A 13948-nucleotide genomic window follows, 5' to 3' on the forward strand; every position below is an offset into this window, starting at 1 on the left:
CCGGGGCCGGGGCGTGTGGGGGGTTGCCGGCGTCGCGTCAGCGGCGCCGGAGCCTGCGGACGGCGACGGTGCCGAGGCCGAGGGCCAGGGCCGCGCCGCCGGCCGAGGCCGCCAGGGTGGTGGATGCGCCGGAACCGGAACCGGCGCCCGGGTCCGAGCCGGAAGCGGAACCGGCCGGTTCGGCGGCGAGCGGCGCCGGGGCGCCGGCCTCCGGGGCCGCCTGAGCCCCGTCCTCGCCTCCGTAGCCGCCGGCCAGGCCTTTCTTCGCGTAGGCCGAGCCGGGCAGCTTGTCGCCGTACGCCTTGTGGACGCGGTCCCGGTAGGCGTCCACGGTGGTGCCGCGGGCGCCGACGGCCCGGACGGCCTCCGGGTTCAGGGGCAGGATCCGGTCGGCGCGCTGTACGTACCAGGCGTTGACCTGGGGCTCGCGGAAGACGGTGCCGCCGCTGAGCTTCTTCGCCCCCTCGGCCGCGTAGCGCGTCTCGTCGTCGCCGGTGGCGATGTTGACGACCTTCCAGTCGGTGCCGCCGCCGGCCGTCCACACGGACGCCTTCTGGCCGTCCGCCGAGACGGCCTTGCTGGCGAGGTACTCCAGCGTGGCGACGGGTGCGTTCCGCTTGCCCGCGACGAAGTCGGGCGAGAGGGCGTAGACGGGCACGGTCGCGCCCTCGATCCGCGGTTTGGCGTCCGCCTTGGCGAGGGCGCCGTCCCGGGCGAAGAACCGGGACAGGGTGTCCAGCGTCGGCGCGGCCGAGGCCGCGTCGTGCGCCGCCGCCAGTCCTGCGGCGGGCGGCGCGGGGGCCGCGGGCGGCGGAGCGGCGTGGGCGAGCGGGGCGAGGGCGAGCACCCCGACGGCCAGGGCGGCGGCGGCCGCGGCGCGGGCGTACGTCCGGCCGGGGCGGTGCGGTTGGCGCACGGTCATGGTGTTCACCCGCCGATCCGGTAGAGCGAATGCGTCCAGGCGAACTGGTTGTTGTTCACGTACCAGCTATGCGACGCCCAGTTGTAGCGGTTGCTGCTCGGCCACGGGTCGCCCCAGTAGACCATGCTGTTGGAGTCGTCGTAGCCGTAGACGACGTGCATGTGGCCGCCGCCGGACTTCCAGCCGATGCGCGTCTCGATGGGCCGGTTGGCGTTGATCTCGCTCTGCACGGTCGGGTAGCGCAGCCAGCCGTCCACGTAGGAGCCGCTGTTGATGCCGGCCCAGCGCAGGGCGGTCTGGACGTTGCCCAGGTTGGCCTGGTTGTTGGGGCAGTCGCTGCCCTGCTGCCGGTTGAAGGCGGCGTTGCAGAACTGGTTCTGGCTGTACTTGCGGCCGAACCAGGTGGCGATGGTGTTGCCGGAGGCGGCCCAGCACCAGTTGTTCTTCTGCTGGGCCTGCATGGAGATGTTCAGCCGGTTGGCGCCGCGCAGCTCGTGGCCGGTGGGGGCGGCCGTGGCGGTGGCGGCGGGCAGCGCGATCAGCGCGGCCGCGGTGAGGGCGGCGACGGAGAGTCGTCTGCCGCGCGGGCGGGGGGTGGGGGTTTTCCCGGGTATGCCGGGTCTTTCGAGCTGTGCCGAGGCACGGGACATGGACGTTCCTCCCGTGGTGGGGATCGTTCGGTGGAGGAGCGCGTCCGGACGCTGGTGAGGAGCATCGGATGTTGTCGGGTGCGGGTCAACCGGCTTGAATGCGGAGGGGAACACCCAAGTGAACGGATCACGACGGTTGTGAACGCTCTGTGCCCGTCAGGAGGAAGGCTGTCCTCCACGCGGCCGTGACCCCGGTCACCCCGAGTGAATATTCACAGGAGGCAGCGAGCACATGGTACGGACCAGATCCCGGAACGCCGAGGCCGAGCTGGCCCAGGCACTGCGCACCGGGCCCTTCCATCTGGCGCTGCGGACCGCACTGACGGCCCGCGGTCTGGCCCTGCACCGGGTGCAGCGCCGGCTCGCCCAACGCGGCGTCACCGTCGGTGTCACCAGCCTCAGTTACTGGCAGCAAGGCGCCCGAAGACCCCAGCGGCCCGAGTCGCTGCGCGCGGTGCGCCTGCTGGAGGAGATCCTCGACCTGCCCGCGCAGGCCCTGACCCGGTTACTGGAACCGGCGGCCCGCCCGGCCGCGGAGCGCCCCGCCGCCCGCTCGCTACGGGCCCTGATGGACGCGGCCCGCCCGGCGGAACGGCTGCTCGCGGAGTTGGAGTCCCCCGCCGACGGCGGGCTGCACACGGTCTGCCACCTGGAGCATGTGCACATAGGGGCCCGGCGCGAACTCCGCGGCCGCGAATCCCACCACGTCGTCCGGGCGCACCGGGACGGCGTGGACCGTTACGTCGCCATCCACTACGGGGACCCGGGCTGCGATCCGGCCCGCGTCACCGTGCGCGCCACCGAGAACTGCCGCGTGGGGCGCGTCCGGTGGCACGCCGGGGCCGGCGTCCTGGTCGCGGAGCTGCTGTTCGACACCCGGCTGCGGTGCGGCGAGACGCACCTTCTCGGCTACGCTTTCGACGACGGGACGGGCGGCCAGAGCAGCGAGTACGTCCGCGGTTTCAGCTTCGCCGGCGGGCAGTACGTCCTCCAGGTGCGCTTCGACGCCGCCGCGCTGCCCGTGCGCTGCCACAGCTTCGCCCAGACCACGGCGAGCGCGCCGCGCAGCGGGCAGCGGGAACTGACCCTGGCCGGGCGGCACCCGGGGGTGCACATGGTGGAACAGGCGGTGCGCCCGGGGATCGTGGGGATCGGCTGGGACTGGTCGTAGGACCCGCCCCCGGTTACACCCCGGGGGCCTCCGGACCCGCCACCAGCCGGTCGCCGGCCACCCGGACCGGCACCTCGGGGAGCGGGACGGAGGCCGGGCCGTGCAGCACCTTGCCGCTGCTCGCGTCGAACCTGCTGCCGTGGCAGCGGCAGACCGCCGCCCCCTCCTCGATCTTGGAGACGACGCAGCCGGCGTGGGTGCAGACGGCGCTGAACGCCCGGTACTCGTCCTTCTTCGGCCGGGTGACCAGCACCCGCTGCTCCCGGTAGAGCCGCGCCCCGCCGACGGGGACCTCGCTCGCCGCCCCGAGCTCGACGGGGGCGGTGGGGGTCGGGGAGGCCACACCGGCCTCCCCGGTACCGCAGGCGGTGACGCCCAGCCCGGCCGCGCCCGCGAGCGCGGCCCCGCGCAGGACGGTACGGCGGGAGGCGCAGCAGGACGTCGGCTGCCGGCTGGTCATGGAGGCTCCCACGGGGTACGCCGACGGGCGGTGCCGCCGGGACTGCTGTGACGATCGGTCCGACGATACCGGCCCCGCCCGGGCGCCTTCCGCGCGGTGGGCCCCAGGCACCGCGCCCGCCCGCGCCGCCTGCCTGCCTGCCTGCCTGCCGCGCCAGGTCGTACACCCGTACCCGTACCGGCCCCTGCACCCGTACCGCGCCCGCCCGTGCCCGTGCCGCGTGTGCCGCGGGGCGCCGCGCACGGCACGCGCCGGCCCGCCTCCGGGCCCGCACCGGCCCGCGGGAAAGATTCCGGAACGCGGCCGGTCCCGGCCTCCGAGGGAGGCCGGGACCGGTGTCGGCAGCGCGCTCAGGCCCGCCGCGCCGCCGTCTTCGTCGCCGGCTTCTTGCCCGTCGACTTGGCCGCCGTCTTCTTGGCCGCCGCCTTCTTCGTGGCGGTGGACTTGGCAGCCGTCGCCTTGGCGGCGGTCTTCTTCGCGGGCGCCTTCCGGGCGCCGGTGGCACGCTTCGGGGCGGCCTCCGGATCGGCGCCGGCCACCCGCCCGCCGAGCATCTCGCGCAGGAACCGGCCCGTGTGGCTCTCCGGGACGGCCGCGACCTCCTCCGGAGTGCCCTCGGCGATGACCATGCCGCCGTTCTTGCCGCCCTCCGGGCCCATGTCGACGATCCAGTCGGCCGTCTTGATCACATCGAGGTTGTGCTCGATGACGATCACACTGTTGCCCTTGTCGACCAGACCCGACAGCACCGAGATCAGCTTGTTGATGTCCTCGAAGTGCAGACCGGTCGTGGGCTCGTCGAGGACGTACACCGTGCGGCCCGTCGAGCGCTTCTGGAGCTCGCTCGCCAGCTTGACGCGCTGCGCCTCGCCGCCGGACAGCGTCGGGGCGGGCTGCCCGAGACGCACGTACCCGAGGCCGACCTCGTGGAGGGTCCGCAGGTGGCGCGCGATCGTCGGGACCGCCTCGAAGAAGCCGAGCGCCTCCTCGATCGGCATGTCCAGCACCTCGGCGATGGACTTGCCCTTGTAGTGCACCTCCAGGGTCTCCCGGTTGTACCGCGCACCGTGGCAGACCTCGCAGGGCACGTAGACGTCCGGCAGGAAGTTCATCTCGATCTTGATGGTGCCGTCGCCGGAGCAGTTCTCGCACCGACCGCCCTTGACGTTGAAGGAGAAGCGGCCCGGCAGGTAGCCGCGGACCTTCGCCTCCATCGTCTCCGCGAACAGCTTGCGGATGTTGTCGAACACCCCGGTGTACGTGGCCGGGTTGGAGCGCGGCGTCCGGCCGATCGGCGACTGGTCGACGTGGACGACCTTGTCGACCAGGTCGTCGCCGTCCACCCGGGTGTGCCGGCCGGGGACCGTGCGGGCGCCGTGCAGCTCACGGGCCAGGTGCGTGTACAGGATGTCGTTGACCAGCGTGGACTTGCCGGAACCCGAGACACCGGTGACGGCCGTGAGCACCCCGAGCGGGAACGACACGTCGATGTCGCGCAGGTTGTTCTCCCGGGCGCCGCGCACGGTCAGCGCGCGCTTCCGGTCGATCGGGCGCCGCCCCTCCGGGGTGGCGATGGCCCGCCGGCCGGAGAGGTACTGCCCGGTCATCGACGCCTCGTTGGCCAGCAGCTCGGCCAGCGGGCCGCTGTGGACGACCTTGCCGCCGTGCTCGCCGGCGCCCGGGCCGATGTCCACGACCCAGTCGGCGACCTTGATGGTGTCCTCGTCGTGCTCGACGACGATCAGCGTGTTGCCCATGTCCCGCAGGCGCACCAGCGTCTCGATGAGCCGGTGGTTGTCGCGCTGGTGCAGACCGATGGACGGCTCGTCCAGCACGTACAGCACGCCGACCAGGCCCGAGCCGATCTGCGTGGCGAGCCGGATGCGCTGCGCCTCGCCGCCGGAGAGGGTGCCCGCCGCGCGGTTGAGCGAGAGGTAGTCCAGGCCGACGTCGACGAGGAAGCGGAGCCGCTCGTTGACCTCCTTGAGGACGCGCTCGGCGATCTTCTTCTCGCGGCCGGTGAGCGTCATGTCCCGCAGGAAGTCGGCGCACTCGCTGATGGACATCGCGGAGACCTCCGCGATGGACCGGTCCTGGATGGTGACCGCCAGCACGACCGGCTTGAGGCGGGTGCCCTCACAGGTCGGGCACGGCACCTCGCGCATGTAGCCCTCGAAGCGCTCGCGGCTGGAGTCGCTCTCCGCCTCCGAGTGCCGGCGCTTGACGAACGGGATGACGCCCTCGAACGAGGTGGTGTACGCGCGCTCGCGGCCGTACCGGTTGCGGTAGCGCACCTCGACCTGCGTCCGGTGACCGTTCAGCAGGGCCTTCTTGGCACGCTGCGGCAGCCCCGCCCAGGGGATGTCCGTGCGGAAGCCCAGCTCGTCGGCGAGGGCGGAGACCAGGCGGTGGAAGTAGTCCTTGCTCTGGCCGTGCGCCCAGGGGCTGATGGCGCCCTCGTCGAGGCTCTTGTCCTCGTCCGGGACGATCAGCTCCGGGTCGACCTCCATGCGCGTGCCGATACCGGTGCAGTCCGGGCAGGCGCCGAAGGGCGAGTTGAAGGAGAAGGAGCGCGGCTCCATCTCCTCGAAGGAGAGGTCGTCGTACGGGCAGTAGAGGTGCTCGGAGTACATCCGCTCACGCTCGGGGTCGTCCTCGGGGAGGTCGACGAAGTCCAGGATGACCATGCCGCCGGACAGGCCCAGCGCGGTCTCGACCGAGTCGGTCAGCCGGCGCTTGGCGCTGCTCTTGACGGTGAGGCGGTCGACGACCACCTCGATGGTGTGCTTCTCCTGCTTCTTCAGCTTGGGCGGCTCGGTGAGCTGGATCGTCTGGCCGTCCACCCGGGCGCGGCTGTAGCCCTTGGTCTGGAGGTCGGAGAAGAGGTCGACGTACTCGCCCTTGCGCTCGCGCACCAGCGGCGACAGCACCTGGAAGCGACTGCCCTCGGGCAGCTCCAGCACCCGGTCGACGATGGCCTGGGGCGACTGCCGGGAGATCGGCCGCCGGCACTCGGGGCAGTGCGGCTTGCCGATCCGGGCGAACAGCAGGCGGAGGTAGTCGTAGACCTCGGTGATCGTGCCGACCGTGGAGCGCGGGTTGCGCGAGGTCGACTTCTGGTCGATGGACACGGCCGGGGACAGGCCCTCGATGAAGTCCACGTCGGGCTTGTCCATCTGGCCCAGGAACTGCCGTGCGTACGAGGAGAGCGACTCGACGTAGCGGCGCTGCCCCTCGGCGAAGATCGTGTCGAAGGCGAGGGACGACTTGCCCGACCCGGAAAGACCCGTGAAGACGATGAGGGAGTCACGGGGGAGGTCGAGCGAGACGTTCTTGAGGTTGTGCTCGCGCGCGCCACGGACGATGAGACGGTCTGCCACGCCGGTCGGCACCTTTCTTGAGAAGACGAGGGGGTGCGCCGGCCCCGCCGCCACGCGACGCCGGCCCTGGAAACGGGCCCGTCGCGGCAGCAGGGGTCAGTGCGGAGCGATGCTCCCGACCCAGCCAGGGGTACGAGAGCGCTGCGGCCATCTCTCCAGGATGCCGCATCCCGAGCGTATAGCACGCACATTCGATTTACGGCCGGAGTCGCTCTCCTTCACCCGAACGAGTGGCGGCGCTATCGTCGGCCCATGGCTGATCACGAGCACGACATCGCCCTGGTCGGCGAGGCGACCGACCGGTTGCTGACCGCCGTGGGCAAGCTCCCGGAATCCGCTCTCCCCGAGGCCTCCCGGCTACCCGGCTGGACCCGCGGCCATGTCCTGGCCCACCTCGCGCGCAACGCCGACGCCCTGGTCAACGTGCTCGCCGGACGGCCCATGTACGCCGGCGCCGCCGTCCGTGACGCCGACATCGAGCGGGACGCCCCACGCCCCCTCGCCGTCCACCTCGCGGACCTGCGGGACAGCTCGCGGCGCTTCCTGGAGGCCGCCGGCGACCCCGGCGACCCCTCGCGCACGGTCACACTGCGCAACGGCATCACGGACCGCGCCTCCCGGGTGCCCTTCCGGCGGCTGATCGAGGTCGAACTGCACCATGTGGACCTCGGGATCGGCTACGGGCTGGAGGACCTGCCCGCGGAGTTCACCGACCGGGAGATCGGCTTCCTGGCCGAGCGGTTCTCCGGCCACCCCGAGGTGCCGTCCCTGCTGCTCGTCACGGAGGACGGACGGGAGTGGCGGACGGGCAGCACGGACGGCCCCTGGCTCCGGGTCTCCGGACCCGCGTCCGCGCTGCTGGGCTGGCTCGCCGGCCGGAGCGACGCGACCGCCCTGGACACCGGCGGGGCCCTGCTGCCCGCGCTGCCGCCCCTGTGACGCCGGGCGCGCCCGCCGCCCCGGCCCGCTGTCGGACCGAGGAACTACGCTGATCCCATGGCATACACGGGAGCGGTGAAGGTCGGCGGGCCCGCCGACGTACACGAGCTGACCGACCTGATCATCTCCAAGGTCGCGGTCGGTCCGATGCACAACAACGCCTATCTGCTGCGCTGCCGCGCCACGGACGAGCAGGTGCTGATCGACGCCGCGGCCGAGCCGCACACGCTGCTCGGCCTGATCGGCGACGGCGGCATCGCCGGCGTCGTCACCACCCACCGGCACGCGGACCACTGGGGCGCGCTGCGCGAGGTGGTCGACGCCACCGGCGCCCGCACCTACGCGGGCCGGTACGACGCCGAGGGCATCCCGGTGCCCACGGACATCCCGGTCGAGGACGGCGACACCCTCCGGGTGGGCCGGGTGGCTCTCACCGCCGTCCACCTGGTCGGCCACACCCCGGGCAGCATCGCGCTGGTCTACGACGATCCGCACGGCCACCCGCACGTGTTCACCGGCGACTGCCTCTTCCCGGGCGGGGTCGGCAACACGCATGACGATCCGGATGCCTTCGCCCGTCTGCTCGGTGACGTGGAGACCAAGCTCTTCGGCCGGCTCCCGGACGAGACCTGGGTCTACCCCGGGCACGGGGCGGACACCACCCTCGGCGCCGAGCGGCCGCACCTGGCGGAGTGGCGCGAGCGCGGCTGGTGATTCGGGTGTGACGGGCGTGCCTCCGGCCGCCGCCGTTAGGGTGACGGAGGGACGCCGGGGGCGCACGCCCGTCGCACTGTAACCGGAAGCAATGCTTCCTTCGCGCCCCCGGAAACGCGCCCGTACGCCCCGTGTCCCGCACCGCCGAGGGAAGTTGGACGGTACATGCACCGTGACGGCTCCCCCGCCGGTCTTCCGGCCATGCTCCGCCTGGCGACCGCCTCCCTCGTCGGGACGGCCATCGAGTACTACGACTTCTTCGCCTACGGCACCGCGGCCGCGCTGGTGCTGGGGCCGCTCTTCTTCCCCACCGCCTCTCCCCTGATGGGTACGCTCGCGGCGTTCGGCACCTTCGGCGTGGGCTTCATCGCCCGCCCCCTGGGGTCCGTGCTCTTCGGACACGTGGGCGACCGGTACGGCAGACGGCCCGTCCTCGTCATCTCCCTGCTGCTGACCGGCATCGCCACCGTCGCCGTCGGGCTGGTGCCCCCGTACTCCGCGATCGGCGCCGCCGCCCCGCTGCTCCTCCTCGTCCTGCGCTTCCTCCAGGGGCTGGGGCTCGGCGGCGAGTGGGGCGGCGCCGTGCTGCTCACCACCGAGCACGCCCCCGCACACCGCCGCGCGCTGTGGGCGTGCTTCCCCCAACTCGGCCCGCCGCTGGGCTTCCTGCTCGCCAACGGCCTCACCCTCGGCCTCTCCGTCGGCCTCACCGACGCGCAGTTCCGCTCCTGGGGCTGGCGGGTGCCCTTCTGGGTGGCGGGCGTGCTCGCGGTGGGGGGCATGCTGCTCCGCAGCCGGATCACCGAGTCCCCCGAGTTCCGCGAACTGCCCGCCGGCGAACGCGCCCGACTGCCGATCACCGAGGTGGTGCGCGACCACTGGCGGCTCGTCCTGCTCAGCGCCGGCGGCCTGGCCATGGGCTACGCCGTCTACTACACGGTCACCACCTGGGCCCTGGCCTACGGCACCGAACGGCTCGGTGTCGACCGCCCCGTGATGCTGGTCTGCGTCATGATCGCGGTCGTCGCCTCGGGCATCGCCACCCCGCCGCTCGCCCTCCTCGGCGACCGCTTCGGACGGCGCCCACTGTGCCTGGCCGGCTGCGTGGCCGTCGTCCTGTGGATGTTCCCGCTCGTCGCCCTGCTGCACACCGGCGACCCCGTCCTCATGACGGTGGGCTTCGTCGTGGCGATGCTGGCCTTCATGATCTCGTTCGCCGTGGTCGGCGCGTACCTGCCGGAGCTTTACGCGCCGAGGGTGCGCTGCACGGGCGCCACCGTCGGCTACAACCTCGCGGGGATCCTGGGCGGCGCCGTCACCCCGCTCGTCGCCACCGCGCTCACCCGCGGGGACCAGTCGCCGTGGGGCGTGGCCGTCTTCCTCGTCGCCGTCGCGCTGCTCAGCCTGATCTGCTTCGCCCTGCTGCCGGAGACCCGGCCGGCGGCGGAAGCGGACACGGCGGCGGAGGTGCCGGATGCGGTAGTAGAGGAACCGGACACGGTGGCGGAGGCGCCGGACACGGTGGCGGAGGCGCCGGACACGGTGGCGGAGGCGCCGGACACGGTGGCGGAGGCGCCGGACACGGTGGCAAAGGAGCCGGTGGCGAAGGCGCCGGACACCGCGCCCCCGGCCAAGCTCCCCGGCCCTCGGTGGGAGCGCGTCGAGTCAGACCCCCGCGTGCTCCCGACCGTTCTCGGCAGCGGCCCGCTCGGCCTTCGCGGAGGCGCGCAGGCTGGTGACGGTGGTGACGGCGAGCACCGCGCAGATGACACCGAGCGAGACCGGGATGCCGATCTCGGGCACCGCCACCCCGCTCTCGTGGAGGGCGTGCAGCACCAGCTTGACGCCGATGAAGCCGAGGATCACGGACAGGCCGTACGAGAGGTGGACCAGCTTCCGTAGCAGGCCGCCTATCAGGAAGTACAACTGGCGCAGGCCCATGAGGGCGAAGGCGTTGGCGGTGAAGACGATGTACGCGTCCTGCGTCAGGCCGAAGATCGCCGGTATCGAGTCCAGCGCGAAGAGGACGTCGGTCGTACCGATCGCCAGCATGACGATCAGCATCGGCGTCATCAGACGCCGTCCCCCCTCCACGACGAAGAGCTTGGTGCCGTGATAGCGGTCCGTGGAGGGGAAGCGCCGTTCGACCGCCTTCAGGAAGCGGTTCTCCTCGAACTCCTCCTCCTCGTTCCCGTCCGCCCGCGCCTCCTGGATGAGCTTCCAGGCGGTCCAGACGAGGAACGCGCCGAAGAGGTAGAAGACCCAGGAGAAGTTGGCGATGATCGCCGCGCCCGCGCCGATGAACACCGCCCGCAGGACGAGGGCGATGAGCACGCCGACCATCAGCACCCGTTGCTGGTAGACGGTGGGCACCGCGAACTTGCCCATGATCAGGACGAAGACGAAGAGGTTGTCGACGCTCAGCGACTTCTCGGTGATGTAGCCGGCGAAGAACTCGCCCGCCGGCTGCCCGCCGCCCAGGAACAGCAGTCCCAGGCCGAACAGTCCGGCGAGGATCACCCAGACGACCGTCCAGGTGCCGGCTTCCTTGAGGGAGACCTCGTGGGGCTTCCGGCCGCCGATGAAAAAGTCGGCGGCGATCAGGGCACACAGACCGGCGACGGTCAGCAGCCACAGTGTCAGGGAGACGTCCATGGGTCCTCCGGCATCTCGTACGGCAACTTCCAGCGTCGTCGCTGCCGGAGGCCCCTGCGCGCTGTCACGGTCGCCGGTACGCCCGCCGATCCGGTGACCGCCGCCACCGGGGTGCCTCCGCACCACAAAGGTACAGGAAGTCCCAAGAAAGAGTAAAGAGAATCCCAAGGGCAGCCCCGAGCCCCGGACTCAGAGCCCGTACGCGCGCCTCGCCTGCCCCACCTGCCACAGCACCCTGCCCACCACATCGCTGCCGGCGGGGGCCAGCGACGGTTCGTACGTCCAGGCGTGCCGGACCCACGGGTCGGCGAGATGATCGTCGGGCACCGGCGTGATCCGCAGCAGCGAGCGCCACAGCGGATCGAGCACGGGACCGAAACCGCGGGAGTCCTCCCGGTCGGCCACCATCATCAGGTGCACGCCCACGGCGGGCCCCTCGTCCGCGAGGTAGCGGAGCTGGGTGACCGCGCGGTCGTCGAAGCCGTGCGGGAAGTCGTTGACGATCAGCAGTTGTTCGGCGGTGTCCAGATCGGGCGGCAGCGCGTCGGCGGCTCCGCTGCGGACCGCCATCTGCACCAGGTCCACCCGCCGGGTCAGCTCGGTCAGGACGGCGGAGACCCCCTGGGCGCCGGCCGCCGGGGGCCGGGCCAGCACCCCGTTCCCGACGAGCGGCGCCAGCGCCGCCGCGCCGGAACCGGCCGGATCGAGGACGTGCACAGCGAACTCGCCGACGGGGTGCACCGCCAGCAGCCGCGCGGCGTGGGCCACGGCGCAGTCCATCGCCAGCCGGCGCAGTTCGGCGGGGTCGGCCATGTCCGTGCCCGAGCCGGTCGCGCGGCCGCAGTCGACCCACAGGCCGCGCTGGAGCGGCAGCCGTACCAGCATGGGGATGCGCAGCCCCCGCCGCTCCGGCAGGTGCAGATCGCCCAGGCGCAGCGCCAGCGGCGTCTCCAGCGGTGCCTGGTAGGCGTGCCAGACGGGGCTGTCCCAGCGGGCGAGGGCCGGTGGCAGGGCGTGCTCGACGACCTCGGCCTCGGCGGTGAGCTGGGCGAGGTCGCGGTCGAGTACCGCCCGGGCCTGCTCGACGAGGCCGCCGTGTTTGGCGCGTGCCTCCTCCCGGGCCGCGTCGGCGGCCGGCCCGACCCGGGTGGCCGGATCGGAGAGCACCCGGTCGAGCTCCTTCTCCAGGCGCGACTCGGCGAAGCCGACCGCGCTGCGGTACGCGGCGGTGCTCCGGGCCAGGTCCTCGAACATGCCCCACACCTGGTTGTAGAGGCGCTCCTCCATGGTCCAGCCGGCGGCGTCGCCCGCCACGGGCTCCGGCGGTGTCCCCGGCCGGGCGGCCGGGGCGGCGGGGGCCGGCTGCGGGGGTTCGGTGGCCCGGCGGCGGGGGTGCCGGTAGTCCACGGGCCCGGCCGGGGACGGGGTCTCGGACGCGGGGACGGCCTGGGGAGCGGCACCGGTGGTGGACGTCGCCGGCTCGGGAACGGCGGGCTCGGCGGGCCAGTCGTCCACTGCCGTCCCGCCGTGCCGGCTGCCGCTCCCGGCGTGCCGTGCCGAGTGCTGCGGGGTCGAACACACGGCCGCACCCCCCGCCGCCTCGGCCGCCTCCGTCCCGACGCCCGCGGCGAGCTCGGCGGCGAGCTCGGCGGCGAGCTCGGCGGCGCTGTCCACTCCGAGATCGCGGAAGAGCTCGGTCAGGCCGCCCGCGTAGCCCTGGCCCACGGCCCGGACCCGCCAGGCGCCCTGGCGTCGGTAGAGCTCCAGGGCCACCAGGGCGGTCTCGGCGTCCAGTTCGGTGACGGTGAAGCTGGCGATGTCGTCGCCGCCGGCCCCGGACACGGCGACGAACGGCGCGGCCGTCGCCCCGAACCGGGCCGGGCCCCGGCCGCCGGGCGGCAGGGCGAGCAGGACGTGCACGCGGTGCACGGAGTCGGGCAGGGCGTCGAGTTCGACGGCGAGCCGCTGCGCCGGGGCGACGCCGTCCGGCGCCTCCACCCCCGGCAGCCGCGGGGAGCCGGGGCGGGCGACCTGTCCGGCGTCGGCGACCCGGCCGTCCGGGCCGCCGAGCGCGGCCCCCACCACCACCGAGTCCCCCGCCGAGACCCGGATCTGCAACCGGCTCTCGGTCAGCGGGTGGTTCTGCCCCCGTACCAGCTCGACCGTCATCGCCCTGCTCCCCCTCCTTGTGTCCTGTGCGCCGCGGAAGCCCGGTGGCGCCGCGCCACCGGGCCGTTCCGTACTTCCCGCTCCGTGTCCGCCCCGTCGGACCCGCCCCCGGCGGAGACCTACAGGATGGTCGCGATCACCGGGTAGAGGTCGTGGATCGTGCGGCCGTTGGACGGGGTGCCGATGGCCGTCATCTGCCAGCCGCCGGCCACACGGTGGACCTTCGCCATGATCTGCGCGGTGTAGGGGCCGCCGCCGTCGAGCGTGTAGCGGGCCAGCTCCTCGCCGGTGTTGTCGTCGACCAGCCGGCAGTGGGCGCTGGTGATCTCGGAGAAGGTCTGCCCGCTGAAGGAGTTCACCGCGAAGACGATCTGGTCGACGTGGACGGGAACCCGGTCGAGGTCGACCAGGATCGTCTCGTCGTCGCCGCCGGTGCCGGCGCCGCCGACCAGGTTGTCCCCGGTGTGCCGCACCGAACCGTCGTGGCTCACCAGGTGGTTGAACCAGACGTCGTCGATGTGCTGGCCGTCGGCGAACATGCTCGCGGAGGCGTCGAGGTCGATCTCCTTGGTGCGCGACCTGAACAGTCCCCGGCGCGGGGCCGACTTCCAGCCCAGCCCCATCCGCACCGCGGTCAGGCTTCCCCCGCCGGCCTTCTGCAGGCTGATGCCCTGACCCTTGGACAAGTTGACTGTCACGCGCGGTCCCTTCTCGATCGTCGTTCGGACACCGTCATACGGTGCTTCCCCCGGAACGCCGCGCGTGCGCGGCGCATGGAACGACCCTATGCACTCCCGCTGCCGCCCGCTCCACCCAGGGCGGTTTGTGGCGGTCTTGCGACATCTCCGCCGGGGCTTTCCGGACAAAAGGTGACGGACGAAGAGCCGG

10 protein-coding genes and 1 pseudogene are annotated in these 13948 nt (G+C 72.8%); 4 read left to right on the forward strand and 7 right to left on the reverse strand.

Going from position 1 to position 13948, the window contains the following annotated elements:
- Nucleotides 1-37: 37 nt before the first annotated feature.
- A complete protein-coding gene (locus ACZ6X9_RS11685) occupies nucleotides 38-922 on the reverse strand; it encodes a hypothetical protein (RefSeq protein WP_469777812.1) in 885 nt (294 codons plus the stop codon).
- Between the two features lie 5 nt (nucleotides 923-927).
- The gene (locus ACZ6X9_RS11690) at nucleotides 928-1572 is read right to left on the reverse strand and encodes a papain-like cysteine protease family protein (protein ID WP_469777813.1); all 645 of its coding nucleotides are present in this window, start codon (nucleotides 1570-1572) and stop codon (nucleotides 928-930) included.
- Between the two features lie 232 nt (nucleotides 1573-1804).
- Between ACZ6X9_RS11690 and ACZ6X9_RS11695 the strand changes: the two genes are divergently transcribed.
- Nucleotides 1805-2743: a hypothetical protein gene (locus ACZ6X9_RS11695; RefSeq protein WP_469777814.1), complete on the forward strand. Its 939-nt coding sequence runs from the start codon at nucleotides 1805-1807 to the stop codon at nucleotides 2741-2743.
- Between the two features lie 13 nt (nucleotides 2744-2756).
- On the opposite strand, the gene ACZ6X9_RS11700 is transcribed toward ACZ6X9_RS11695, so the two are convergent.
- Both ACZ6X9_RS11700 and uvrA read right to left on the reverse strand, forming a co-directional pair.
- Complete coding sequence (locus ACZ6X9_RS11700) at nucleotides 2757-3203, reverse strand: QcrA and Rieske domain-containing protein (RefSeq protein WP_469777815.1); 447 nt, start codon at nucleotides 3201-3203, stop codon at nucleotides 2757-2759.
- 350 nt (nucleotides 3204-3553) lie between these two features.
- On the reverse strand, nucleotides 3554-6583 hold the full coding sequence (uvrA, locus tag ACZ6X9_RS11705; RefSeq protein WP_469777816.1) for an excinuclease ABC subunit UvrA: 3030 nt from the start codon (nucleotides 6581-6583) through the stop codon (nucleotides 3554-3556).
- Nucleotides 6584-6835: 252 nt separating this feature from the next.
- Here uvrA and ACZ6X9_RS11710 point away from each other — a divergent pair, with 252 nt between their 5' ends.
- The 3 genes and pseudogenes from ACZ6X9_RS11710 to ACZ6X9_RS11720 all read left to right on the forward strand — a co-directional run.
- The gene (locus ACZ6X9_RS11710; RefSeq protein ID WP_469777817.1) at nucleotides 6836-7522 is read left to right on the forward strand and encodes a maleylpyruvate isomerase family mycothiol-dependent enzyme; all 687 of its coding nucleotides are present in this window, start codon (nucleotides 6836-6838) and stop codon (nucleotides 7520-7522) included.
- Between the two features lie 57 nt (nucleotides 7523-7579).
- On the forward strand, nucleotides 7580-8236 hold the full coding sequence (locus ACZ6X9_RS11715) for an MBL fold metallo-hydrolase (RefSeq protein ID WP_469777818.1): 657 nt from the start codon (nucleotides 7580-7582) through the stop codon (nucleotides 8234-8236).
- A 201-nt stretch (nucleotides 8237-8437) separates the two neighbouring features.
- Nucleotides 8438-9718: pseudogene (locus ACZ6X9_RS11720) on the forward strand (MFS transporter); the annotation flags it as partial.
- A gap of 183 nt (nucleotides 9719-9901) precedes the next feature.
- Here ACZ6X9_RS11720 and ACZ6X9_RS11725 read toward each other — a convergent pair.
- The 3 genes from ACZ6X9_RS11725 to ACZ6X9_RS11735 all read right to left on the reverse strand — a co-directional run bounded on the left by ACZ6X9_RS11725 (nucleotide 9902) and on the right by ACZ6X9_RS11735 (nucleotide 13758).
- On the reverse strand, nucleotides 9902-10891 hold the full coding sequence (locus tag ACZ6X9_RS11725; RefSeq protein ID WP_469777819.1) for a TerC family protein: 990 nt from the start codon (nucleotides 10889-10891) through the stop codon (nucleotides 9902-9904).
- Between the two features lie 189 nt (nucleotides 10892-11080).
- A complete protein-coding gene (locus ACZ6X9_RS11730; protein ID WP_469777820.1) occupies nucleotides 11081-13060 on the reverse strand; it encodes a TerD family protein in 1980 nt (659 codons plus the stop codon).
- A gap of 119 nt (nucleotides 13061-13179) precedes the next feature.
- Nucleotides 13180-13758: a TerD family protein gene (locus ACZ6X9_RS11735; protein WP_469777821.1), complete on the reverse strand. Its 579-nt coding sequence runs from the start codon at nucleotides 13756-13758 to the stop codon at nucleotides 13180-13182.
- Nucleotides 13759-13948 lie beyond the last annotated feature (190 nt).

The organism is Streptomyces sp. NPDC052910 (assembly GCF_055585605.1).